Origin of the sequence: Streptomyces sp. NPDC088785 (assembly GCF_044750685.1) — a bacterium.
Classification (GTDB): domain Bacteria; phylum Actinomycetota; class Actinomycetes; order Streptomycetales; family Streptomycetaceae; genus Streptomyces.
Genome location: NZ_JBIVKH010000025.1, coordinates 3,170 through 25,390, shown reverse-complemented (window position 1 = coordinate 25,390; position 22,221 = coordinate 3,170). Strand labels below are relative to the sequence as shown.

Here is a 22,221-nt window from a genome sequence, read left to right as displayed (position 1 = left end):
CTTGTCGGCGCGCGGCGGCGAGCTGCTGCGTGCGCTCTTGGTCGTGCGTGATCTGGTTGATGGCCGATGCGGTGGTGAGCCGTCCCGGCCTCGGCCGCGTACGGACTCCGAATGCGCCCATGAGGGTGTCGGCGTCCTGGGCCACGGCGCGGCCCGGAGTCGCCACTAGGCGCGGCCCGCGCGGGCTGTTCTCCTGCTCGTGGAAGTCGGGCGCTGCCGCTCGGGCCATCCCGCGGATGTAGCGGTTGTCGGTGCGGCTCTCGACCATCGAGCGTGCTGCCCGGGCCATCCGGGGTCCGACGTACGGGATGCCGTGGAAGATGATCCGGATCATCAGGAGGTCAGCGGCGATCAGGAGGACTGAATCCATCACGAGCGAGCCCTTGAACGCCACGACGAACGGGCTCGTGAGGATCAGGATGAGCGGAGCGAACATCAGGCCCATCAGGCGCTGCGACCACTTCTGTACGGCCTCCAGGTCCCCGCCGCGTGCCATCGAGGACAGCACGACGGGCGCGATGCAGACGAAGACGAGAATGCCGGGCTGGCGGCACAGGTAGACCAGGGCCGCACAGCCCAGCGCGACGCACAACACCGCGGTCACGCCCATGAGAGCGAGCGGGTTGTCGACGTCGGCGGCCTTGTCGAGGTCGTGCTCGATGACCCCGAACAGTGTGGAATCACCGCCGCCCAGTCCGTCACGGATCGCCCTGTTCACCGCGACGTTCAGCAGGTAGACCGCGCCGGGCACGGTCGTCATGCCGAGGACCGCAATCATGGTCCATCCGGTGCTCTGGCCCATCTGCTTCAGGCGCGGTGCGCCCTGCCATGCAGACAGGGCGCACACGACCACAACGCAGGTGAAGATGGCGATGGCCAGATGCTGGCCGAGCCACAGGAACGGCACGAAAACGTCGTCTGTGGCCTTCTTCGGGGCCCAGGTCTTACCGGGCGCAAGGAGTGACTGAATCTTGTCGATCAGCCATTCCGCCGTGTCCTTCACCTGCTGGGAGGCGCCCTCGGTGACGTCGCCTCCGACACCGCTGCCCCCGCCGCCCGGGGCGTCGGGGACGCTGCCCCCGTCGCCCCGGGTGCAGTAGTCGTACCCGGGCGTCCCTTTCAGGGCGTCGCACGGGTCACCTTTCATGGTGGCCACTACTGGGTGCCCCCAGTCGGCAGGGTGCCGAAGATGTCGCCGCCGAATACGGCGAGGAGCACGGCCACCATGAGCGTGCCCACAGCGACCGCGCCCTTCCGCATAGCAGTCTTCGGGTTCTCGCCCAGGCACTGAAGTGCCATACGGCCGGCCACGACGACGAGCACCGCCGGGACCGCCAGCCTGACCAGTCCGCTTCCGGTCACATCGATCGAGCTGAAGAAGTCCGAGAAGCCTTTCGACAGGTCGATGGGCTTCGCCAGGATGACGGACTTAGCGAAAGCAAGCTTGGACATTAGATCTCCTGTGTGTTGCTGTGAATTGGACGGGCTGCGCCGAAGAGATCGCGCATGGAATCGAGGGGATGGAATCCCACGTTTTTGCCGGGCCTCGGCGCATCGATCATGTATCCGCCGCCGATGTAGATGCCGACGTGATGAATTCTCGATGCGCTCGATCCGTAGAACACGAGATCGCCGATACGCATCTGTCCGGGCTTTACCGGCTCGGATGCCGCGTATTGTGCTGCGGCGGTTCTCGGGAGGGTCACGCCGACCTGTTCGTAGGCGTAGAGGGTCAGGCCGGAGCAGTCGAATCCGCTGGTTTCCGCTCCGGAAACTCCCCGGGGCGAACAGCAATGTCCCGTACTCGGCCCGGATCCGTTTCCGCCGCCCCACGAGTAGGGCTTTCCGACCATGGTTTGCGCTGCTTTTGCGGCGTCGACCCCCTGTTGTGCGGTGACGGGCGCACCTCGTTTTCCTCCCTTGTTCGCCTTTCCGGCGAGAGAGGAAATCGAGCGTACGTAGTTCTGTGTTTCCTTGTACGGCGGGACGCCGTTGTACTTGCGTACCGCTCCGGTACCTGCGTTGTAGGCGGCGAGCATGTTGTCCTGCTTGTTTCCGGGAACGTCTTTCACGTCCTGGGCGATATTGCACAGGTACTTCGCTGCGGACGGGATGGCGTCCTCGGGATCGAGCGGGTCACGCTTCCCGTCGCCGTTCCCGTCGATTCCGCTGCTTTCCCATGTCGACGGCATGAACTGTGCGATGCCGACGGCTCCGACCGGTGATTTCGCTTTCGGGTTGAAACCGGATTCCTGGGTGAGGAGGGCGGCGAGCAGATTTGGTGTGACTTCCGGGCACATGTGCCCGGCCTCTTCCACCAGGTCCTGGTATTCGGCCGGAACGCTTATCGAGAGTGCGGCATTGAGGACCGGGCTGTCGCTGGCAGCCTGGATGAACGCGGCCGCGATGACGGCCATGGTCGCCCCGGCCCCGATCGCGGCCGCTGCGGTGCCAGATCGCACGAATTTCCCCCTTCCTGCGATTTTCGATGTTTGCGCTGGTCAGGTCCGTCATGGGGACCCGTTTGGGGTCCGTCATGGGTCCGTCATGGGTCCGTCATGGCCGGTGCCGGCCGCGGGGCCATGACGGGTGCCTTACGGGTCCCATGACGGGCCCGATGACGGGTCACCGGGCTGCCAAAGCGGCCTGTTTCAGGGCGTCGAGCTTGTAGCCCCGCCCCTGACCCGTGGGTGTAGGGGCTACCTTGAGCAGGGCTTTCAGCTTCTTGCCGATATCCCCTGCGTCGGCGCCCTCGATCCCGAATTCTGCGGCTAGGTCGGAACTCTTGATGAACGTGACTTCGCGCTCCTGCATGAGCGCGATAGCCCGTTTCAGCGGAGTATCCGCGGTCGCCTCTACACGCTGATCACGACGCGCTTTCACGTCGTCAACGACGCTCCAGATGAAATCGTCCGGGAAGCGGATACCGCGGATGAGTTTCGAGGTGATGCCGTCGAAGTAGACGCCCTGACCCTGGATACTTGCGTCCATCAGTGCGGGGTGGATCGGTGACTCAGTTTTGAAGTAGTCCGACCCTAGAGCGACTTCTGCGCCTCCCTTTCCGGAGACGTACAGGCAGATGCGCTTTTTGAACTGGTCGCGAACTTCGACGGGAACAGCTCGGTCAGAAGGGCGCTGCGTCATCATCACAACGGTAATTCCGCATTCCAGGCCCTTGCGCACAAGTTCCGAAGAATTCGCTACCAGTGCGGTCCTCTCCTTCTTCGATTCGGTGCTTCCGTCGTGGACGTAGTAGTCAGCTACCTCGTCCGCGATGAAAAGCACCTGCCGGTGTCGCGGCTTCGGCTTGCGGTTGCGCATTGCATCGTTGTCGAGTTCGTATCGCTTCACCTGCTCCTGGAGAAGCTGCCGGACCATCGAGTCGAAAACGCTCTTTTCGCTCGATGCCTCGTAGCGCACCGCCACCTTTTCGAATCGCACGAGCGCTCCGGGCTTTCCTTCGATGAGATACACATCGAGTTCCGGACCGTATGCGATGTACGCGCAGGTGATGAGCGCGATAGTGAGGGTCGATTTTCCGGTCTGCGTCATACCGGCGACGAACAGGGCACCCTTGGTGAAGTCGTCGATTCCGACGAGTTCACCGGTCATGCTGTGGGCAAAAGGAATTCCCTCGTGCGCCAGGATCATTTCCCGGGTAGGTACAGCGAACGAATCGGTGAACGGCGGCTGGGAGAGCACCGTCATATCGACGTCGCGCTCGCTCAGCTCCCCGCGCTCGACCTGCGTCCGCATCCGGGTGACGCCGAGCGCTCCGGCGACCTCTCCGGCCTTGGCCGCGACGTGCTTGTACGTGCGGCCCGGAGGGACCTTGAACTCGCGGCGCACGCCGAGGCCACCCGGCAGGGGCGTGCTCACGGACTCGTCGGCGCGGACGACCTGGTCCTTGCCGATGGCGCCCGACGCGACGAGCGCCCGTGTCAGCTCCTCGTCACGGGCCGGGCCCTCGTCCGCCGCCGCTTCCTGCGCGAGAGCGGTAGAGGTCGCCTTGGCGGGTTCTCGGGCCCAGAGCTGGGCCGCCTTTGTCTTCGCCCACCAGGCCGCCCAGCCGAGGGTGATGAGCACCCCGACGGTCAGGAGGATGACCGACCACCAGGGCAGGCCCGTCTTGACCTTGATGGCGACCAGTCCACCGAGCACCATCGCGATCACGCCGATGGCGCCGGCCGCATGTTCGTAGCTGTCTCCGGTGTGGTGCTGTCCTCTTCCTCTTCCCATTCGCTCCCCCCGGTTTCGGGATCAAAGGACTGCCGGAGCGAGGCTCTGGCAGATGCGTTGTGACGTGCTGTCAGGCTTCGCCGGGTCTGCTCGCGGGTCTGCCGCCCGGAGTACGGGCTGCTCGCCGGGCTCGCCGGTTCAGCGCTGACGTCGACTGCGGTCCGGCAGTCGCGACACAGCCCAGCCGAGGCGTGCATCGGCTGGGCTGCATCGGTGGTGCCGGATCAACTCGGAGAGTGACGATGGTGTCACGGGGTGCTGACACTCCAGTCCCGCCAGGAGTCGTCAGCCACACCCGCCGCCCGCCACCGGTTTCTGACGGACGGCGTGAACTACTGCTCCAAATCGGCTTGTTGTGGAGATCAGCCGGTTCGGTGCGACTCGTCGTCGGCGGCCTCGTCCTCCTCGGGGGCCTGCTCGTTCTCGCCGTCCATGGCTGATTCCTTGTCCGTCACCCGCTTCCACGAGGCGCGCACCCGGTCTTCGGCAGCCTTGAATCCGGCGTCCTTCAGCACGTCGCGGCTCTTGCGGTAGGAGCTGGGCGGGTGCTCGCTGTGTCGCTGGAAGCGGAGCAGCACATCGAGCTGACCGTCGCTCAGGGATACACCCGGCTGCGGGACCGGCACACCTGCGAGGAACGCCACCTCCCCGAGCGTGACGGCCGTGCCGCGAGACGTGCCGTTCTGGCCACCCTCCAGGGCGTTGACCTGCGTGCCTGCCGTGCCGGAGGTGGTGACGGGCAGGGCGGGCGCCGACGGCTCCCAGCCCTCCAGGGTCGGAAGTTCGATCGCGGCGACCGACGCGGGAAGCGGCTTCGCCTCGATCTCCTTGCCGGTCTCCTCCGCCTGCTCGTGCAGGGCGGCCACCATGTCCTTCTGGGCCTCCAGGACAGCCGTGCGGTAGGTGGTCTCCGCGCTGGCACGCCTCTTGGCGAGCCGCGCGGCGACGATGAGGAACGCTTCCTCGTCGGCCGCCTTGGCCTCCATCACCTCGATGGTGTCGGCCACGGTCTGACGGCGATCCGCGATGGTCCGGCGCGCCTCGGGCGAGACCTGACGCCCGAGGGAGGGCATCACCAGCCACCACACCAACTTCGTGGCGACGATCGCCACCGGGGTCAGCACGACCGCGAGGTCCAGGCGCTGGGGGCCGCTCTGGATCAGGTCGGCGGTCGGGATGGCTGCGATCACGACGGTCAGGAACAGCCCCGCCCACTCGACGCGCGCCGCGCGCGGCCGGTTGGTGCCGGAGATGATCACCGTCGCCTGGAGCACGACCCACAGCGCGTCGAGCGCGGCGACGGTCGGCGCGGCCCATCCCCCAAAGTGCGGAATGAGGATCGAGTAGCTGACGGACACCGACAGCAGCGCAACGCCGAGCGTGATCGCGCCGAGCACCCCGAGCACCATCGCCCGGGGGGACAGAGCACCGAGGAGCCCCGTCTTCTTCATCGTTTTCATCATGCTGGCACTGCTCCTTTCAGGCCGCGAGGGCGACCGGGGTCTTCGGCGCGGTAGCGCGCGGCGGCTTCCCGTCCGGCCGGCCGAAGTCCCTCGGCCGGGAACTGGCGACGCACGGCGCGCCCCTCGGGCGCCAACTTCGACGGGTAGGTGGGGACGCCGAACCGCCCGCCGGCCGGATCCCAGAACTTCACGAGCGCCCCGCAGCCTGATGTACGCGGATCGCGGCCCCGGCGACGCTGTGCGAGACCGCCCGACTGCCCTCGATCGCGGCCATACGCAACGCACCGTGCGTCTCGCACCCGTAGGCGCCGGTGTTGGTGGCGGACAGGATGAGTACGGCGTCCTGCGGGCCCTCGCACGGGGTCGGGTCCAAGGCCCGCGAGCACTGGCAGCGCTCCGCCGTCTCGGCGGGCTGCTCCAAGCGCTGGCGGAGGTAGGCGGTCCCGGCCTGGTCGAAGCGGAGCCAGGAGCGGGTGACCTCCCCCGTCTGCGCGTCCCGGCTGTACGCGACGAGCACCGCGCCGAGCCGGTCGAACTGAAAATTCATCCTGTAGACGGTCCCGAACGTCTGGGCAGAGGGGACGTCAAGGGCCGGGGCGTCTTCTTCGGCGGCCTCGGCTACGCCTGTCATGCTGGTACTCATCAGGCCTCCAGTCAGGTCTGGTGGACGGCCCCGGGGTCTGCTCCCGGGGCCGTCGTCATGAGGAGCCACCCGTTCGAGCGGCCATGCCCGCCGCCGTCTCCCTGTCGTGCGAGTCGGCGGCGACCATGAACGTTCGAACCCGTCAGCAGTGGACGTCTGAGTTCTCCGTGAGCACGAGTTCTCCTATCGGGCGAGCAGTACGACCAGGAGCACGATGAGCGGGCTGAACATCCCGCACAGGTTGACGAAGCGCATGGCGGCCTCCTCCAGGTCAGTGAGCGCTCGTGCCGGCCAGTCGGCCGACCTTGGACACGTGGGCGTCCTGGGCCTCGATCAGCGCCTGCGTCTGCACCACCAGCGGGGCGTACTGCGGCGAGCCCCAGTACGTGCCTCGGTAGTCCTCGGCGTCCGCGATGCACCAGCTGTGCGCCTCGGGGTGACCGGCGCGCGTCAGGGCCTCATCGCGTCCGAGGTCGGAGCCAGAGTGCTTGTCGTGCACATCCGCGATCTCGCTGGCGCGGTCGTCGAAGGCCTCGGCGGCGGCGCTCAGTCGCACCTGCGCGTCGACGAGTCGGGAGATCGCGGCCAGCCATTCCGCGGCGGCCTGCGGGGTGCGCAGGTGGCTGTAGGCCGCCTCCAGTGCCCTTGACTCCCTCTCGTACGCGGCCCATCGCTGCGGAGCATCCTTGATCACCGCGCGGAGGGCAGCGACGTATGCGGCGTCCGTCCAGAGCCCGCACGCCTTCTCGTACACCTCGTACAGGATGAATTCGGCGCACTCGCGCAGCCTGTACTCCGCCGCGTCCTCGGACTCCCGTACGTACTCCAGGCGCGGGTCGTCGCGGAACTCCTGAGGCAACTTCGGCATCTTCGAGGTGCCCGTGAACGGCTTGAAGGTGTAGGTCAGGCAGCCGCTGGGATTCGCCCCCAGCGTCTCCAGGTGAGCCGGGAGGTAGGGGGCGATGCGGTCGAAGATGTCCGCCATTTCGTCGCTGGTGAACGTCTTCGAGTGTGAGCTGTCGGGGGGCACGGTGTCTTCCTGTCGTGTCGAGGGACCGGCGATACGGGGCGAGGAACTGGGCTGCCTGGACGTCGACTTGAGCGACAGGCCCGAGGCGTCCAGGGGCGTGCGGAGCGGGCAGAGCAGGGTCATTGGGTGCTCCTCTCAGTGGGGATGTGGAGGTCAGCGACGCGGTGCCCGGCCTCCCACGCGGCGGCGGCCGCCAGTGCGGCGGCCGTGAGCAGCACGCGGGTGCGGGGGTGGACTGCGCCGATGACGGCGGCGGCCCGGGCAGCGCTTTGGTGCGCTGCCCGGGCCGCGTGTATGAGCGGGCTCACCGCCCGACGGCGATGCAGGCTCCGCACGTCCATTCGGTGACCGGCGCGGCGCCGAAGACGCCGCCGCAGACCTCGCACTGCCAGCCGCCGCCCGACCGCGGCGGCGCGGTCTGCGCCGCCGCGCCGGGCGGCAGGCAGCAGGTGGTCGGATTGCAGTTCCAGCGTTCGCACAGCACGCAGGCGTCGTCGGCCATCGTCGGCCGGTGCAGGGTGAGGACCGGCTGCCGCTGGTAGTCGGGCGCCATCTCCTGGAGCGTGCGGCGCGCCCTGCGCTCGGTGGGGACGCGGGTGTCGGCCTCGCGCACCATGCGCCGGATCAGGTCGTTCATCTGCGTCACCGCGGCGTCCGGGCAGGGCCCGGCGTGCCATTCCCCGCAGGACTGGCAGGCGTACTCGGGCTGTGCCGCGCGCAGCGCGGGGCGTGCCATGATCGTGGTGGTCAAGGGGGCCTCCTACGGTCCTTGACTGGACGGCCCCGGAGCTCTCACCTTCCGGGGCCGTCGTCGTGCGGCCGGCCGGACGGTCAGCCACGGCCCGCCTCCCACCGCTTACGCGGGAGGGGGACCGTGGCAGACCGTCAGGCCGCCGCTTCGTACGCGGTCGTGGCGGGACGGATCAGGAAGTCCGACGTCGTCCACACGCTGCCGACCGCGAAGGGGATGGCGTCGGGGCGCAGGGTGTCGCGCACGACGAGCGCCCACCGTGCGCTGTCGCGGCGCAGCAGCTCGGCCGCGTCGGACGGGGCGGTGATGAGCGCGAGCACTTCGAACCGGCCGTCGACGTTCTGGTAGATCGCGCCGGGGAAGCGCGGACCGACCGCGTCGGCGACGTCGGCAGGCAGGCTCAGGGAGCCAGTCAGGGATGCGATATTGGGCATGTGGGTCGTCCTGTCTGTGAGGGTGACCTGCGACAGGGGCCCCGGGGGTGCGATCCCCGGGGCCCTCGGTGTGCGGCCCGTCCGTGCGGACGGCGCTGCGTACCCCGGACCGGATTCGAACCGGTCGATACCTGCGGGGTCCGCGATCTTTGCCCTTGTCTCACCGCGCGCATGGATCGCTTGCCGTCCGCGTGGGACGGGCGAGAAGGTGCTGTGCTGCTCGCGCGGCAGGGCCTACGGCGTGTCGCTGTTGCCTGTCCGGGTCACGCTTCGCCTGGCGGCACCCTGCCCGTGACCCCCTGTCTGTCGGGGGCTACTCCGGGGGCGCTGGCTCGTCGTGAAGTCCGGTAGCTCGCTGTGGAGTTGAGAAGGAACAGCCGCGCACTTTCCAGGGGCCGCCGTTACGCGCTGCCTTTGTCCGGGCGGATGGCGTGGATCACGGGGCCGCTTCGGCTCCCTCATCCGGCGCCGCTCCGAGGGGCGGTTCCGGGTGGGGGAGCCGGGTCCGAGGACCCGGCCGGGGGATCAGAAGGAGGCGGAGGGGCTGATGACGAACTGGGTGACCGTGGTCTGCCGGTCAGCCGGTCCGGCGAGTCCGCCGAGCAGCTGGTCGCGCAGCACGCGGCTAGGCGTCGGTTCGCTCAGCACGAAGTCCCCGCCGCCGACGATGGCGCCCGTCTTGGGCCAGGGGCCGCCCAGGGCGGCGCTGCTCGTGGGGAACGTGGCGGTGAAGCGCCAGGCGTAGACGCCGGGCCCGTACACGGTGTCGCCGTCAGACGGCGTCTGGCGCGCCTCGGCGTACTGCTCCACGAGAGCGTGCGCCGATTCGGCGGCGCGGGCCGCGATGTCGGCGCGGCCGAGGGCAGCGGCGGCGGGGTTGTACCTCGTGACGACCGCGGTCGTCGAGTCGATAGGATCCATGAAGGATCGCCTCCCTGGTTGAAGCAGGTAGGTGCTCTGAGGCCCTGGCCGGGTGTTCCACCACCCGGTTGGGGCCGCCCCGTTTCCGGAGTGGTTCCACAGTGACATATCTGTTTCCAGGAAACAAGTAGGCGACCCGTGGGCGTGTTCCTGGTACGGTCGACTCATGGTCGAGCTACCGGAAGAAGCGCGCGCCGCTGCGTTGCGCGAAGTTGCCGAGATCAGTACGCGCCGCACGGCGCTGCTGGCCGAGGCCGAAGCGCTGTACGCGCCTCTGCGCGAGAAGGTCATCAAGGCGGCGCGCGAAGGCGCCGCCCGAAGCCGCATCCGGGAGCTGGCCGGCATCTCGTCGAAGACTCTGTACACCTGGCTCGAAGAGGCCGGGTTGGAAGTGCGGAAATCGCGCTGACGGATCCTTTTTCCTGCACTGCGGCCTGGCGTGACAGTCACTCAAATCCCCTGCTCCTGAGGCGTCTTGGAGCAGTCACAGTGGCAACGCACGGATCATCGGGGCAGTGACCAGTCAGGGGGACCTTTCAAGGTCACCCCTACTTGTCACCTCTCACGGGCCGCCGCCGCTGCGACACTCAGGCCCACATTCCGGAGGTGATCAAGGTGACCGACCGTCCCGATTGGGCACGGCGGATGCGTGACGAACGACTGGCCCGCGGCTGGTCGCAGGCGCACGCCGTGCAGGCCCTGATGGCTCGTCTTCCGTATGACCCGGACGCGCCCAGCGAAGAATCCATGCTGACGCAGTGGAAGCGATGGGAGGCAGGCCGGAAGTACCCCGAGAAGTACGCGCGCGACATCGCGGCCGTCTTCGGCACCACGACGAACGCGTTCTTCCCCCCGAGCAGCCGCACACCGCGCCCCCAGCTCGAAGTGGCGGGGTCCCTGGACACGGTGGAAATCGTGGCCCGGATGAGGGCCTCGGACGTCGACCAGGCCACGCTCGACGCGCTGCGGATCACCGTCGACCGGCTGTGCTGCGAGTACGCACACGCCCCCACCGCCCAGCTCCTCACCGAGGGGCGCGCGTGGATGGGCCGCGTCGTCGCGATGCTCGACAAGCGGATCAGCCTCGCGCAGATGCGGGACGCGTACGCGCTCGCAGGCAGGCTCGCGCTGCTGGTCGGCTGCGTCGAATACGACTCGGGCGACCCCCGCCAGGCCGAGGCCACCCGACGCGCCGCTCTCTCCCTGGGAGAAGAGGCCGGCCACCTCGGCGTCGTCGGCTGGGGCTATGAGATGCGTTCATGGTTCGCGCTCACGCGCGGCGACTACCGAGGCGTGATCCAGGCCGCCGCCGAGGGCATCGAGCGCGCTCCCCACGAATCCGTCGCCGCGCAGCTCTACGCCCAGCAGGCGAAAGCCTGGGCGCGGCTGGGGGATCGTCACCAAACAGAACTGGCGCTCGACAGGGGTCGCTCCGTACTCGAAGCGCTCCCGTATCCGGAGCAGATCGAAGACCACTTCGTGGTAGACCCGGGCAAGTTCGACTTCTACCGGATGGACTGCCTGCGCAAGGTCGGCGAGGACCAGATCGCCGAGCAGCTGGCATCGGAGGTGATCCGGGCCAGCACCGATTTCGACGGGACCGAGCGCGCCCCTATGCGGATCGCCGAGGCCCGGATCACGCTCGCCGTCGCCGCGGCACGGGGCGGGGACCTCGACTCGGCGCTCTCGTATGGAGAGCGCGCGATCGAAGGCGCCCGCCAATCGCTACCGAGCCTGACCATGGTCGCCGCTGACCTCGGGCACGTCCTGAAAACGCACTACCCCGAGGTAGCCGAGGCCCGCGAGTTTCGGGCACACCTCCGGAACCTGAGCACCCCCGAGAGTCAGCAGGGAGGCGGGTAGAGCAGAGGTTTTCCGCGCCGCGACAGGGCCCTGAAGCAGAGTCACTTGGAGTGACGCGAGGGGTACGATCAGGCAAACAAGATCTAGAAACGCGAAAACGGCCCCTACTGGTTGGTCGCCGGGGGGCCGTCTCGCTCGCTATCAGCTTCGGACCACCATACCGGGCGCTGCTCGTTTGCGCATAGAAGGGGGTCCGGGGCGGAAAGGTGATTTCACCTATGCCGGACAACTTGCCCTCCGAGGGTGAACTGCACCACGAGGGTCCGGGCGGCTACTCCATGACGCCTACGTGGGTCGTGAAGCGGGCATTCAAGGACGTATGGCTGTACGACTGGCTGCGAGGCCGGTACGGCGGATTCGACAAGACGTTTCCTGCGATTGGGACGATCGCGGCCGACTTCGGGGTCAGCCGCTCGACGGTGGAACGGACGCTCCGGCGCCTGATCGCGGCCAAATGCATCGAGGTCACTCCTCGCAAAGGGGCCGACAAACGCCAGTTGACCAACCTATACGTGACTAAATGGGACGAACCGCGCGATTGACCTTCGCTTGCCCAGCAGAACGGCCCCCGTCAGATGTGACGGGGGCCGTTCTGCTGGGCAAGCGACCTTTCCCCCTCCCTGTCAGATATGACGGGGGGGTCTCCGTCACATCTGACAGGGAGCCCCTCCGTCAGATGTGACGGGGGGGCTCCGTCAGATCTGACGGACAAAACACACATAGTTGATCTACATAAAGTGACGACGGACCCACATAGAAATGAGCCATAGAAACGATCGAGAGCGCTTCGCGCTCCCTCCTCCTCTGGGGGGACTGCTCCTCGCTTCGCTCGTCGTCCCTCCGGGATCGTCTCCCCCCAGACCCCCATAGACACGCTCGCGTTGCTCGCGCCGGTCTCGGCAAGCCGAGCCCCTGGGATACCTGGTGCTGATGTCCGTAGGGGTTGGGCCTCCTACCTGATGTATGAACAGCAACCACAGGATGCGTGCGCGGGCGTGCGCGAGCGAGGGTCCGAGCGGGCAGCAGCTTGACAGGGGAAGCGGAAGGGAGACGTGAGGCACCCGAGAAAGGCCCTCACGGGCCTCCAGGGGGCCTTGGGCGTCGAGAACGCCTTCCCCCCGGCTCGGGGTGAAGAACGGCGCTTACAACGCGTCTGAGCCGTCGCCCTGTTCAGCTGGTGTGCAGCAGGTATCCGTAGTCTCTGAGGACGGCTCCCACCTCGGGGACGGAGTCGTACTCCATGAGCCTGCGCAGCACGACTCGCGTGCGTTCTGCGGTGCGCGCGGACGTCAAGTCTCCGGCGAGGGCGATGATGGCGCGGGCTTCGGCAGCTGCCTGTTCGGGCTCGCGTGCGTCGGCCAATGCGACGGCGAGCCAGGAGCGATACAGCGCTGCCTCACGTGCATGGGTGCTGTCGTACCGGCCAAGAACATCATTCAGCAGCGGTACGGCACGCAACGGTCGACGCAACTCGGTGAAGACCCGCGCGTCCATGATGGCCAGTTCCTCATGGGAGACCCAGTAGGCCCAGGCCGGAGCTGGCGGACCGTCGCCGTGGTCGAGTGCGCTGTGTGCCTCGCCCAAGGCCCGCTGCGCGGCCTGCGCGCTCTCGGCGCCGTCCAGGCGTGCGTAAGCCCAGGCGACGCGATCGCAGAACAGCGCTCGTGCCGCGGCCGGCACTTGGTCGCCGGATTCCCGAAGGGCAGCTTCTGCGAGACCAACACCATCCACTTCACGGCCGTTGTTCGACCACTGATAGGCAAGTGACCCTGCCAGGTGCGCGGTCATCGGGGCATCCCCAGCCTGTCGCGCGGCGTCGAGCCCGATCCGATAGGCGCGTTCGGCATCGTCCAGGCGCCCCGCGTCGGAGGCCACCCACCCGGTGATCTGGCCCAACTCCGCAATCTGCACGAGCAGATCGCGGCCGGTTGCCTCGGTGAATACGCCATCGCGGTAGACGTCGAGCGCGGAGCGCAGTTGCCGGAAGGCGGGGCCAATCAGGTCCCCGCCGGCCAGGACGTCGTCGGCTAGGCGCAGTGCGTGCACTTTCGTCGCCAGCCGCGAGACGTCCTCGGCGCCGATTCTGCGGCCTGCCTTGGCTGCGGCCCCGCGCTCGACGAGGTCGCCCCCGGGGAGCAATGCCCTCAGGGATGCGACCGGGCTGGGGAGCTGGGCCCACTGCTCTCCTCGCGCGTAAGCCGCGGCCTGGTTCATCTCCGCGACGGGGACCCGGAGCAACTGCGCGAGCCAGGGCAGCCATACCTCCGGGATCCGGCCGCCACGTTCCCACCGCGAGACCTCGGAGCGGGTCACTGAATGCGTACCGGACACCGCGCACAGGCAGCTAGCGAGCTGGCGCTGCGACTGCCGGGCCGCGCTCCGCAGACTTGCTAGGTACAGGCCGAACTGGCGTCGCCGTTCACTGCTGCTCATCAGGGGCCCCCTTCCCTATCCAGTGTGGCCCCTCCCTGGCCCCCCGGGGGGCTCCTTCCTTTGGCTACCACTCTCGTTGTGATGGAAGACCTCACAAAAGGCCCCGGCGACCGTGCGACCGGTCCCGGGGTATGGCCCTCAACTACAAGGAGTTGAAGACATGGACCACGCTAACCCTCCCGACCTGAGCCGGGTACTGCGGCTGCTCCTGACCGCCCCGCTCGACACCCCCGGATCACCGGCCCCTGCGCTGTCGAGCGAAGTGCCGGCCGCACCGCTCCAGCCGACTGCCACGTCGGCGACGGACGCCGAGGACGAGGTGTTGGTCCGGCCCTACGTGATCGCCTATGAGAGCCGCCGTGCTTCACAGCGCGCGGCCCCACACCGGACGCTGCTCATCGCACCGCGCGGTGTGACTCTGCGGGCCGAGGGGTGGCGATGACTGCTGTGAGCGCAGTTCACCCCCGCAGCACCGGGCACCCCGGCTACAACCAGACGCTCCCCCGCGAGCCGCGCACGGCAGCGGAGGCCCGTCGCCTGGTCCGCGTCTGCTTGGCCACCTGGGGGCGCGACACCGTAACTGACGACGCCGTGACCGTCATGGGCGAGCTCATCGCCAACGCGGTTCAGCACGCACGCGGCGGCTCCATCCGCGTCATCATCAGCCGGCCCGCCGACGACCGCGTGCTCCTCGCCGTCGTCGACCGCTCCCCGCGCGCTACGCCTCAACCGGTGACCCCGGCCCCGGCTCCCGGCGACGAATCCGGCCGAGGACTCCACCTGATCGACGACCTCGCGCAAGACTGGGGCTACGACGTTCTCGGCACCGCGCCGAGCCCTTGGGGCAAGCGCGTGTGGGCCGTGCTCGACGCAAAAGCGGATCCGCAATGACCAGACGACGGCCGAGAGTCGGGGACGAGGTACGGGAGGGCAACACCGACGCCATCGTCACGGACGTCGTCAAGGGCGTCCCGTGGCTGCGTGCTCCCGGCCGCGAGCCGTGGGAGGCAGCCGACCCGGACACACTCATCGTGACCCGCCCCCTCGCTCAACGCGACGATCTCGACCGCTAGATCCGTAGGTCCGCGTCCCCCGGCGCGGGCCTACGGCCTGATACGGCCCGCCCGGCGGCTCAGATCCCGGGCGGGCCGAGGCGTACCACGGTGCGCGAAGAAGGGTGATTTTCCGTGGAAAATCGGGGTCAGTTCTTCGGCCTTCCGGTAATTTTCCACGGAAAATTTGAGTAGTCTTCGCAGCTCAGGGCGATGTGCGCCATCTGATGCTGAGTCAAGATTGGTGCTGCGTCGTGAGCCGGTGTGGAAGGCTTTCCCACGCCACAGACCACAGACGCGGCCCGGTCGAGGTGAGTTCGACCGGGCCGCACCCGAACACCCTACGAAAGGACGGGCGTTGTCCACGACTCAGACCCGGCCCCAGACCCAACGCGTGATCTACGCGGTAGGCGGTCTCAAAGGAGGCGTCGGGAAGACCACGTTCGCTATGTACCTCGCCCTGTACTGGGCGAGGAAGAACAAGCGGGTCCTGGTCCTCGATGCAGATCCCATCAGTTCCTCGGCCTTCGACTGGTACGAGGAGGCCCGAAGGACCGCCGAGATGCCGTTCGACCTGGAAATCTGCCCCTCGAACGAGCTCGACAAGATCCTGGCTGTCCGCTGGCTCGACTATGACGTCGTGGTGGTGGACTGCGGGGGGGAATCCGCAGGCGTCTGGACGTCCACAGTCCGAGTCTGCGACCACTTCGCCGTAGTCGTGGCCCCGAAGAAGGCAGAGGTGAAGAAGGTCAAGGGCACCTTTGACACTGCTGTTGACGCGATCGGGCAAGCGGGACGGCTCAGCGACGTAACCCCGCATGTGATCTTGACCAGGGTGAAGACCTCCCGAGACCAGGGCGAGAACCCCCACAACAAGATCATGCGCGAAAAGCTGCTCGACCTGGGCATGCCGCTGCTTGGGCACGAGGTGCCCGATCACGCCGAGTACGAGGACGCGGTGGACACGGTGCCTAGGAGGCTCGGCCACTACCTTCCTGTGTTCGACGAAATGCACGAGGTCGAGGAGGCCGCGTAGTGGGAAACCAGTCCAGCACCCCCAGCCGTGGCCGTTCCGCAGGACGTCGCGGGTCCCTGGAAGGCTACGCGGCGACCAGCTCCGCTCCGCCGTCCCGAGATCTGGTAAGCGCTGACGACTTCCTGTTGGGCACCGCATCCTGGCTCCCCCTGACACGGTGTCTCGCGAACCCTCAGAACCCGCGCGACCCGGGCGACGTCTCAGACCTGGCCAGCATCAAAGACCGCCAGCTCCAAAGTTGCCGTGGCATCAGCTCCAGCGCCTACCTGAAGCTGTGGCCCGAGGACGTCGACCGCCTGGAGGCGGCCGCGGACAGCATCGTCATCATCAACGGCAACCGACGACTGACCGCAGCCCGCGAGTACGGACGTGAGAATCTGCTGGTGCTCGTCGACGACACAATCGCCGCGTCTCGGGCAGCCGTGCTGCGCGCTGCGTACGACGAGAACACCGCGCGGCAGGACTTCGACCCCATCGAAGAGGCCAAAGCCGTCATGGGCATCGTGTCGCAGTACGCCACTGCCAAGGAGGCCGCGAAGGCTGAGGGCTGGTCGGAATCGTGGATCTCGCACCGCAAGAACCTGCTGAAACTTCACCCGGAGCTGCAACAGGAGGTACGGGCACGGGCGAAGGGCAGCAAGGAGGGAGACGGCATCTCAATCAACGTTGCCCGCCGTCTTGGATCCGTGAAGGGCATTCAGGGGATGGATCTGCCCTCCCAGCGATCCGCGCTCGCTGACCTCCTCCAGGATGACGCGCAGGCCGCAGAGACAGCTAAGAAGATCCGCAGGCAGACCAAGGTCGCCCGCAAGGCGCGCACCCAGCGTCCGGAGCACGGCAGGTCGACCGAGCGATTTCCTGGGGAAAATTCCGGGCCTCTGGCAGATCAGCAGTCAGGAGAGCCGGGATCGTCGGCAGCAGCCGAGACTGAAGACGATCCGCTCGCCGAGGCGTCCTTGATGCTCTCTGAGCTGAATGGGGCGTGGAGGCGGTGGGGTAGGGCGATGGCCGAACTCCAGGCCGCCGAGGCCGCCGCAGGGGACCCCCTGCGCGAGGAGATTGCGCGGGCTGTGCGCCGACTCGCCACTGCCAGCGAGCACGACAACCGGACGGTGCCCGACACCTTCCCGGCACCGGTCGCATAGGCATCGCAGCGGCCACCCGGTAGGCCGGCCGCGCGCAGCAGGGCCCGGCACACAACCGTGTGCCGGGCCCTGCTGCGTATGCCGGATCCGCCACAGGCCGCAGTACTGCGGCGGATGAGGTCTCGACACGAGAGCGCCAAAAGCGCATGTGAAATGCTGAATCCGTATAAGAAGTGCTAGACTGTCATGCATGACACTCGGTACTGAGGAACTGCTGCGGCTCACGGTGTCGGCTCTGATGAGCCGTGCCGGGGAGCGACAGGGTGATCTGGCGCAGGCGCTAGGGCAGGCTCAGGCGCAGGTCAGCCGGAAGCAGACGGGTAGGCAGCGCTGGACCCTCGCGGACGTCGACGTCCTGGCGGCGCACTACGGGATCGGCGTACTCGATCTGCTGGCCGGGCCGACGCACGCGGCGACGGCGTACGCCCGGAGCTCCGGCACGGATCAGACGGCGCTCGCCGTGGCGACGGCGTCGGCCGCGGTGCCGCGCAGTGAGGCCCTGTCCGGGCCGTGCGTGCTGTGCGGGCAGCCCGCCACGGACGCGGTCGAGGGCATGTGGCAGCACCTGACGAGCGAGGAGTGCGCCGAGGCCGCCCCGCCCGCCACTGCGCCGGAAGTCGGTCCGCAGGAAGCCGAGTTGGCGCCCGTGGACGCCCCGCAGGCGCCCGTCGAGCAGTCCGCCGCCCCGGAGGCGCCGGAGCCCGCTCCCGACGCTGCTCCGGCCCCCGACGCCGAGGCGCCTGCCGAGGCCGCCCCGCTCGTAGCGGATCGGCGGCGGCCGGCACCCGCCGTGGATCGCTCGGGCGCCTATGCCTCCTCGTACCTCGTCGACCGGATCACCGCGCGGGTACAGGACGTTCTGAACGACCACCAGGGCGACGTCGAGGTCGCCGAGGCCGCGCTGATCAAGCGCGCGATCCCGGACGTCATGGACCTGTTCGAGCGCTCGCGCGTTGGTGGCCGCTACGCGCACAGCAAATTCCCGCCGACCGACGAAATCCTCAAGAAGAAGTCTCAGAAAGGCTCGGACGCGATTTGGGAAGGCCGCCCGAAGTGGCGCAGTAAAACGGTTGCCGCAGCCATCAAAAGCGGCGCCCAGTACGAGGTGACCGGCCTGGACATGAACGCCGCCTATCTTTCGGCCTTTAAGTGCTGGCTGCCGGTCGGGAAACTCGTTGAGGACGAAAGTGGAGCCTTCGATCGGAAGCGGTCCGGGGTCTACCTGATCACCCCGGCCGATTGGGAGCATGAGGACCTGCCCAGCCCCATGGGCGCCCGCCAACAGCCGGGCCCCGTATGGGTGCCGGACCCGCTGCTGCGAACCCTGCTCTACTGCGCCGAGCAGGGGCTGTGCGAGGCTCCGGTCATTCACCGCGCCATGCTGTCCGGCGCCACGGAAAGCCTCCTCGAAAAGCTGCGCCGCGCCCTTGCTGAATCCCGCAGCAACGCGATCGCGGAAAACGATGAAATCGCCCTGACGTACGTGAAGTCCATGTATTCTAAGTTCGTGTCGACGATCGGTGAGTCCAGCGCCAACACGGATATTCGCCGCCCGGACTGGATGCACATTATCCGGTCGAAGGCGTTCACGAACCTGTGGCTGAAAGCCTACAAGGCGCACACCGCCGGGCTGACTGTCGTGGAAATGTCCGGCACCGACGAATTGCATGTGTCCGGCAACTGGCAGCCTGTCTTTCCCGAGGGCCGCGCACTGAATCAGGTCAAGGCCAAGACGACGTACACGCTCGGGGGTAGCGAGTGACCAGCGATCAGCCCAGCCTTTTCGACGACGACGAAAACGACGGCGCTGCGTCCGCGTCCGCGCCTGCTCCCGCGAGTGGCGGCACGAGCGGGGGCGGCGCGGGCGGCAGCACGAGCAGCGGCAGCGGCGGAGACTCGGGCGGTATCTGGGCCGACTGGGGCGACTTCGGGAAGTACGGCGCCCGCGGCCTGAAGGGCGGTCAGGCTCTGGTCCTGGAGCTGAACCGCATTGTCTACCAGTCCGGTATCGCTTCCCCGATCGGTTCCAAGCGCGGCCAGGGCGCGCGGCTGCGCTACCTCAATTCCGCGGCCGGCCGCGCCGAGCTGCGCGCGCAGGGCGTCTCCGACCGTGCGATGCGCGACTGGTTCAAGGGCAAGTCCCGCCCGTCGAAGGCCAACCTGGTCCGCCTCGATGCCGCGTACTGGATGCGCCGCCGCGCGAACCTAGTGCGGTCCGGCTGGCTCAGGCGCCACCTGGACAACGAGGGGCGCGGTCGCCATGTCGAGATCTACCCCGTCGACCAGTCCCGCGTGCACCACGGCCGCCAGCGCGACAACGTCACCGAGCGCACCGCGAGCGTGCGCCACCTGTGGGGCGACATCGTCGACGCCTGGGCCGACCAGGACGACGACGCGCTCGACGCCCTGTGGGACGACATCATCTGCGATCTGGACTCCGACTACACCGCCTACGCCTACGTCTCCGCCATCGGCATCAGCGCGTGAGCGTCCCGGCCGTCCCCGCGCCCGAGCCGGCCGACGTCGTGCTCGGGCGGCGGGGCTCGGCGCCCGCCACCGCCGCCCAGCGATCCAGGAGGCCTTCCCGTCGTCCGTACGATGTCCCCGTGACAGACCACCGCCGCACCCTCGGCCCCGGCCCGGCCTCACGCATCCAGGGCCCGCAGGCGGACCTCATGATCCCCCTGCCCACCCTGCACCTGCCGGACATCACCGCCATGCGAGCCCGCGGCGTCATCGGACACCAGCCCGCCGCCGCCCCCGCGCCCCGCCGCGCCCTCGGTACCGGCACCGCCCCCGACGCTCAGGACGAGCAGCACACCTCACAGCAGATCAGGACGAACCCGCCGCACTGACGTTGTGTGCCGGGCCGTCCCCCGCGTCATCTGGAGAGCTGATGGACATCGACCCCGAGCTGCACATGTACGACTGCCCGGGCACCGGCCCCGGCGGGCGCGGCTGCCCGACGTGCGCGGGATGGGAGGGCCGCTCCTTCGCGGAGATCCGGCGCGAGCTGGCCGCAGCCTCCGGCCCCGAAGCCGTGCCCGTGGTGCCGACCCAGAGCACACCGCAGCGGCCCCGTGCCGAGGGCCCCCACGTCGACCACTGCGAGCGCCTGGTCCACGAGGGTGGGGTGTGCTCCTGCGACATCCCGGACGACTACGAGTGGGAGCCAGCGAACATGGCCGACCTGGAAGACGGGGGCGCCCGATGGTGAACTCGCCGCCGAGCACTAGAAAACTACAGTCCTCGACTGCAATAGTGGCGCCATGAAGACGGCCACCCTGTTCTCCGCGTTCTCCGCGCCCCAGCTCTCCGACTTCCTGACTCCGTCCGGCATCGAGGTACGCGCCGCCGGGTTCGGCTACGAGGAGGGCACCGCCGTGGTGTGGCTCCGGGACAGCTGGACCGGCAGCGGCAACCCGGCGATCGTCCGCCACGGGATCGCACTGCGCTGCTACCTGGCGGGCGACGACATCGGCCGGACCGCGGTCGAGGGCGCCGCCGACCTTGATGACCCCGACGCGCAGAAGGCGCTGCGCGACATGCGGTTCCACATGATCGGAGTCCAGGGCCAGCGGTACCTGACTCAGATTCAGGACGAGATCGACCGCATCGGGACCCCGCAGCTCCTGATCGCGGCCACCGACCAGCTCCGCTCCGCCATCCGTCAGCGCGCAGCGGAGGGAACCGCCGACGCTGAGACGCTGGCGCTCATCGCCACGGCGGACGCCCAGGAGGCGCACCTCACCGACCTCCGCCGCCGCTATGCCGTCGTCCTCTGGCGCTACCTTGCCCACCTGTACCGGCACGGCATGGGCGTGCCCGGCATCGCCCGTTGGACACAGGTCCCCGCCGCCACGGTGGAGCGGCGGATCAGCAGCGTGCCGACCGCCGGGGCCGCCGCGATCACCGGGGTCGAGCCGAAGTCCTGGAGCTCCTACGTCGCGCGCGGGCAGGCACCGGCCCCGGACGACTACGTGGGCCGCGAGCCGGTCTGGCACCTGGCGACCGTGCTCCGCCACATCGACACCCGCCCCGGCCGCCCCGGCCGCCCGTCAAAGCACGGCTGATCGAGCCCGACGTACGTCCTCGGCCCGCGGCCGGCGCATCGAGGACGACGCGCCTCCCGGAGTCTGAGCCCCGCCCGGCCGAGGAGGGTCCGGCCGTTCTCGGCCGTCCCCTTTCTGGGAAAGAGTCCGGGTGCCGGTGGACCCAACTACGCTGGGTCGCATGGATGTTGACGCTCAGTCGCTGGCCCGTGACCTGATCGCTCGCACGGAGCGGGCGGTCGAGACCCTGGCCCGCATCGCGGTAGACACCGGAATCACCTTCGAGATCACCGACGTCGTGGACGCGGTGGAGCGGGGCCTGCCCGCCGCGTACCCGGCACCGACGACCGGTGAGGAAACGCGCCGTGACCTCATCGCGCGAATGGCGGCAGACATCCTCACCGGGGAGATGTACCAGGAATAGGGCCCGGCAGCAGCAATCTCCGCCATCACAGGGTGACACCGCGATCCGGTGTCTACTCTGGTGTCATGTCGATTACCCCGATGACGCTCCGCGTGCCCGACGAGATCGCCCCCGCGATCAGGCAAGCCGCGCGCGCGGCAGGTCTCAGCGTGAACGCCTACGTGGTCAGGGCCGCCCGCCGGGCCGCGACCCTCGACGCCGGCCACCAGCTCGCCGCCCTCGGCCTCGGCCAGGACCTGGCGGGCGAGGGCGACAGCCTGTGACACGAGAGATCAGGCGCGGCGAGGTCTGGACCCTGGCCGACGGCCGCGACGTCCTGGTGGTCACCCTCACCGGCCTCGACGAGGCGTACGGCGCCGTCCTCGCGATCGTGTTGCACCCGCCCGGCCGCTACCCGGACACCGCCATGTCGGTCGAGCTCACCGACCCGGTCCCCTGCACCGCCGTCGCCGTCAACATCCAGCAACTCGCCACCGCGACCCGGTTCACCGACGCGACGCTGCGGGGCACCGTCGACCCCGCGGTCATGACCCGCGTGGACGCCGCCCTGCGCGCCGTCCTCGACCTCTGACCGGCCCCCGGCGCCGAGAGCCCCTGTACGGCCCGCACGCGGCCGCACAGGGGCTCTCGTGCGCCGTGCAGCGCGTCCTCCAGGCGCAGTACAGCGCGCGGCGGGCGTCCACCGGCGTCGAGCACCGGGCCGTCGCCCGGACGACGCAGAGCGGAGCAGAGACG

Annotated in this window: 27 protein-coding genes; 16 read left to right on the top strand and 11 right to left on the bottom strand. The window is 68.5% G+C overall.

Annotated features, from left to right (window positions below):
- The 10 genes from ACIP5K_RS35360 to ACIP5K_RS35315 all read right to left on the bottom strand — a co-directional run.
- Window positions 1-1,156: hypothetical protein (locus tag ACIP5K_RS35360; RefSeq protein ID WP_401416533.1), on the bottom strand; the 1,156-nt coding region annotated here is incomplete at its 3' end.
- Window positions 1,156-1,452, bottom strand: a complete 297-nt coding sequence (locus ACIP5K_RS35355; RefSeq protein ID WP_401416530.1) for a hypothetical protein — start codon at window positions 1,450-1,452, stop codon at window positions 1,156-1,158. The genes ACIP5K_RS35360 and ACIP5K_RS35355, both read right to left, overlap by 1 nt.
- Window positions 1,452-2,462 carry an NlpC/P60 family protein gene (locus ACIP5K_RS35350; RefSeq protein WP_401416528.1) on the bottom strand — a complete coding sequence of 337 codons (1,011 nt, stop codon included), beginning with the start codon at window positions 2,460-2,462 and terminating at the stop codon, window positions 1,452-1,454. The genes ACIP5K_RS35355 and ACIP5K_RS35350 overlap by 1 nt, the downstream gene beginning before the upstream one ends.
- Before the next feature lie 163 nt (window positions 2,463-2,625).
- Window positions 2,626-4,239, bottom strand: coding sequence for an FtsK/SpoIIIE domain-containing protein (locus ACIP5K_RS35345; protein ID WP_401416526.1), 1,614 nt, complete (start codon window positions 4,237-4,239; stop codon window positions 2,626-2,628).
- Window positions 4,240-4,601: 362 nt separating this feature from the next.
- Entirely contained in the window at window positions 4,602-5,702 is a 1,101-nt protein-coding gene (locus tag ACIP5K_RS35340) for a hypothetical protein (protein ID WP_401416523.1), read from the bottom strand.
- 187 nt (window positions 5,703-5,889) lie between these two features.
- Entirely contained in the window at window positions 5,890-6,249 is a 360-nt protein-coding gene (locus ACIP5K_RS35335) for a hypothetical protein (protein ID WP_401416521.1), read from the bottom strand.
- 367 nt (window positions 6,250-6,616) lie between these two features.
- Window positions 6,617-7,498 carry a hypothetical protein gene (locus tag ACIP5K_RS35330; protein WP_401416519.1) on the bottom strand — a complete coding sequence of 294 codons (882 nt, stop codon included), beginning with the start codon at window positions 7,496-7,498 and terminating at the stop codon, window positions 6,617-6,619.
- A gap of 181 nt (window positions 7,499-7,679) precedes the next feature.
- Entirely contained in the window at window positions 7,680-8,126 is a 447-nt protein-coding gene (locus ACIP5K_RS35325) for a hypothetical protein (RefSeq protein ID WP_401416517.1), read from the bottom strand.
- 134 nt (window positions 8,127-8,260) lie between these two features.
- Complete coding sequence (locus ACIP5K_RS35320; protein WP_401416515.1) at window positions 8,261-8,560, bottom strand: hypothetical protein; 300 nt, start codon at window positions 8,558-8,560, stop codon at window positions 8,261-8,263.
- A gap of 525 nt (window positions 8,561-9,085) precedes the next feature.
- Window positions 9,086-9,481 (bottom strand): hypothetical protein, encoded by a 396-nt coding sequence (locus ACIP5K_RS35315; RefSeq protein WP_401416512.1) that lies wholly within the window; start codon window positions 9,479-9,481, stop codon window positions 9,086-9,088.
- Window positions 9,482-9,647: 166 nt separating this feature from the next.
- Between ACIP5K_RS35315 and ACIP5K_RS35310 the strand changes: the two genes are divergently transcribed.
- From ACIP5K_RS35310 to ACIP5K_RS35300, 3 genes are all read left to right on the top strand, one after another.
- Window positions 9,648-9,890 carry a hypothetical protein gene (locus ACIP5K_RS35310; protein WP_401416509.1) on the top strand — a complete coding sequence of 81 codons (243 nt, stop codon included), beginning with the start codon at window positions 9,648-9,650 and terminating at the stop codon, window positions 9,888-9,890.
- A 197-nt stretch (window positions 9,891-10,087) separates the two neighbouring features.
- On the top strand, window positions 10,088-11,344 hold the full coding sequence (locus ACIP5K_RS35305) for an XRE family transcriptional regulator (protein WP_401416507.1): 1,257 nt from the start codon (window positions 10,088-10,090) through the stop codon (window positions 11,342-11,344).
- 218 nt (window positions 11,345-11,562) lie between these two features.
- Complete coding sequence (locus tag ACIP5K_RS35300; protein WP_401416505.1) at window positions 11,563-11,886, top strand: GntR family transcriptional regulator; 324 nt, start codon at window positions 11,563-11,565, stop codon at window positions 11,884-11,886.
- Between the two features lie 628 nt (window positions 11,887-12,514).
- Here ACIP5K_RS35300 and ACIP5K_RS35295 read toward each other — a convergent pair.
- Window positions 12,515-13,777, bottom strand: coding sequence for a helix-turn-helix domain-containing protein (locus ACIP5K_RS35295; protein ID WP_401416503.1), 1,263 nt, complete (start codon window positions 13,775-13,777; stop codon window positions 12,515-12,517).
- A 160-nt stretch (window positions 13,778-13,937) separates the two neighbouring features.
- Here ACIP5K_RS35295 and ACIP5K_RS35290 point away from each other — a divergent pair, with 160 nt between their 5' ends.
- The 13 genes from ACIP5K_RS35290 (at window position 13,938) to ACIP5K_RS35230 (ending at window position 22,057) form a co-directional block, all read left to right on the top strand.
- The gene (locus tag ACIP5K_RS35290; RefSeq protein ID WP_401416501.1) at window positions 13,938-14,219 is read left to right on the top strand and encodes a hypothetical protein; all 282 of its coding nucleotides are present in this window, start codon (window positions 13,938-13,940) and stop codon (window positions 14,217-14,219) included.
- Window positions 14,216-14,668 (top strand): ATP-binding protein, encoded by a 453-nt coding sequence (locus tag ACIP5K_RS35285; RefSeq protein WP_401416498.1) that lies wholly within the window; start codon window positions 14,216-14,218, stop codon window positions 14,666-14,668. Before ACIP5K_RS35290 ends, ACIP5K_RS35285 begins: the two co-directional genes overlap by 4 nt.
- Window positions 14,665-14,850 (top strand): hypothetical protein, encoded by a 186-nt coding sequence (locus ACIP5K_RS35280; protein ID WP_401416495.1) that lies wholly within the window; start codon window positions 14,665-14,667, stop codon window positions 14,848-14,850. Before ACIP5K_RS35285 ends, ACIP5K_RS35280 begins: the two co-directional genes overlap by 4 nt.
- Window positions 14,851-15,223: 373 nt before the next feature.
- Window positions 15,224-15,865, top strand: a complete 642-nt coding sequence (locus ACIP5K_RS35275; RefSeq protein WP_401416493.1) for an AAA family ATPase — start codon at window positions 15,224-15,226, stop codon at window positions 15,863-15,865.
- A 125-nt stretch (window positions 15,866-15,990) separates the two neighbouring features.
- A complete protein-coding gene (locus tag ACIP5K_RS35270; protein ID WP_401416490.1) occupies window positions 15,991-17,010 on the top strand; it encodes a ParB/RepB/Spo0J family partition protein in 1,020 nt (339 codons plus the stop codon).
- A 190-nt stretch (window positions 17,011-17,200) separates the two neighbouring features.
- Entirely contained in the window at window positions 17,201-18,772 is a 1,572-nt protein-coding gene (locus tag ACIP5K_RS35265) for an acyltransferase (RefSeq protein WP_401416487.1), read from the top strand.
- Window positions 18,769-19,497 carry a hypothetical protein gene (locus ACIP5K_RS35260; RefSeq protein ID WP_401416485.1) on the top strand — a complete coding sequence of 243 codons (729 nt, stop codon included), beginning with the start codon at window positions 18,769-18,771 and terminating at the stop codon, window positions 19,495-19,497. The genes ACIP5K_RS35265 and ACIP5K_RS35260 overlap by 4 nt, the downstream gene beginning before the upstream one ends.
- Before the next feature lie 119 nt (window positions 19,498-19,616).
- Window positions 19,617-19,865: a hypothetical protein gene (locus ACIP5K_RS35255; RefSeq protein WP_401416483.1), complete on the top strand. Its 249-nt coding sequence runs from the start codon at window positions 19,617-19,619 to the stop codon at window positions 19,863-19,865.
- A 41-nt stretch (window positions 19,866-19,906) separates the two neighbouring features.
- Window positions 19,907-20,227, top strand: coding sequence for a hypothetical protein (locus ACIP5K_RS35250; RefSeq protein ID WP_401416481.1), 321 nt, complete (start codon window positions 19,907-19,909; stop codon window positions 20,225-20,227).
- Between the two features lie 52 nt (window positions 20,228-20,279).
- Entirely contained in the window at window positions 20,280-21,083 is an 804-nt protein-coding gene (locus ACIP5K_RS35245) for a hypothetical protein (protein ID WP_401416479.1), read from the top strand.
- Between the two features lie 160 nt (window positions 21,084-21,243).
- On the top strand, window positions 21,244-21,486 hold the full coding sequence (locus ACIP5K_RS35240) for a hypothetical protein (protein WP_401416477.1): 243 nt from the start codon (window positions 21,244-21,246) through the stop codon (window positions 21,484-21,486).
- Between the two features lie 65 nt (window positions 21,487-21,551).
- A complete protein-coding gene (locus tag ACIP5K_RS35235; RefSeq protein WP_401416475.1) occupies window positions 21,552-21,749 on the top strand; it encodes a DUF1778 domain-containing protein in 198 nt (65 codons plus the stop codon).
- Window positions 21,746-22,057, top strand: a complete 312-nt coding sequence (locus ACIP5K_RS35230; RefSeq protein ID WP_401416473.1) for a hypothetical protein — start codon at window positions 21,746-21,748, stop codon at window positions 22,055-22,057. Before ACIP5K_RS35235 ends, ACIP5K_RS35230 begins: the two co-directional genes overlap by 4 nt.
- The last annotated feature ends 164 nt before the right edge of the window (window positions 22,058-22,221 follow it).

What these genes read in the sequence shown, in the direction of transcription:
- ACIP5K_RS35310 (WP_401416509.1), top strand. Translation starts at nt 9,648, where the DNA reads ATGGTCGAGCTACCGGAAGAAGCGCGCGCCGCTGCGTTGCGCGAAGTT.
- ACIP5K_RS35265 (WP_401416487.1), top strand. Translation starts at nt 17,201, where the DNA reads ATGACACTCGGTACTGAGGAACTGCTGCGGCTCACGGTGTCGGCTCTG.
- ACIP5K_RS35285 (WP_401416498.1), top strand. Translation starts at nt 14,216, where the DNA reads ATGACTGCTGTGAGCGCAGTTCACCCCCGCAGCACCGGGCACCCCGGC.
- ACIP5K_RS35300 (WP_401416505.1), top strand. Translation starts at nt 11,563, where the DNA reads ATGCCGGACAACTTGCCCTCCGAGGGTGAACTGCACCACGAGGGTCCG.
- ACIP5K_RS35335 (WP_401416521.1), bottom strand. Translation starts at nt 6,249, where the DNA reads ATGAATTTTCAGTTCGACCGGCTCGGCGCGGTGCTCGTCGCGTACAGC.
- ACIP5K_RS35250 (WP_401416481.1), top strand. Translation starts at nt 19,907, where the DNA reads ATGGACATCGACCCCGAGCTGCACATGTACGACTGCCCGGGCACCGGC.
- ACIP5K_RS35295 (WP_401416503.1), bottom strand. Translation starts at nt 13,777, where the DNA reads ATGAGCAGCAGTGAACGGCGACGCCAGTTCGGCCTGTACCTAGCAAGT.
- ACIP5K_RS35345 (WP_401416526.1), bottom strand. Translation starts at nt 4,239, where the DNA reads ATGGGAAGAGGAAGAGGACAGCACCACACCGGAGACAGCTACGAACAT.
- ACIP5K_RS35320 (WP_401416515.1), bottom strand. Translation starts at nt 8,560, where the DNA reads ATGCCCAATATCGCATCCCTGACTGGCTCCCTGAGCCTGCCTGCCGAC.
- ACIP5K_RS35240 (WP_401416477.1), top strand. Translation starts at nt 21,244, where the DNA reads ATGGATGTTGACGCTCAGTCGCTGGCCCGTGACCTGATCGCTCGCACG.
- ACIP5K_RS35235 (WP_401416475.1), top strand. Translation starts at nt 21,552, where the DNA reads ATGTCGATTACCCCGATGACGCTCCGCGTGCCCGACGAGATCGCCCCC.
- ACIP5K_RS35280 (WP_401416495.1), top strand. Translation starts at nt 14,665, where the DNA reads ATGACCAGACGACGGCCGAGAGTCGGGGACGAGGTACGGGAGGGCAAC.
- ACIP5K_RS35330 (WP_401416519.1), bottom strand. Translation starts at nt 7,498, where the DNA reads ATGACCCTGCTCTGCCCGCTCCGCACGCCCCTGGACGCCTCGGGCCTG.
- ACIP5K_RS35245 (WP_401416479.1), top strand. Translation starts at nt 20,280, where the DNA reads ATGAAGACGGCCACCCTGTTCTCCGCGTTCTCCGCGCCCCAGCTCTCC.
- ACIP5K_RS35290 (WP_401416501.1), top strand. Translation starts at nt 13,938, where the DNA reads ATGGACCACGCTAACCCTCCCGACCTGAGCCGGGTACTGCGGCTGCTC.
- ACIP5K_RS35315 (WP_401416512.1), bottom strand. Translation starts at nt 9,481, where the DNA reads ATGGATCCTATCGACTCGACGACCGCGGTCGTCACGAGGTACAACCCC.
- ACIP5K_RS35340 (WP_401416523.1), bottom strand. Translation starts at nt 5,702, where the DNA reads ATGATGAAAACGATGAAGAAGACGGGGCTCCTCGGTGCTCTGTCCCCC.
- ACIP5K_RS35355 (WP_401416530.1), bottom strand. Translation starts at nt 1,452, where the DNA reads ATGTCCAAGCTTGCTTTCGCTAAGTCCGTCATCCTGGCGAAGCCCATC.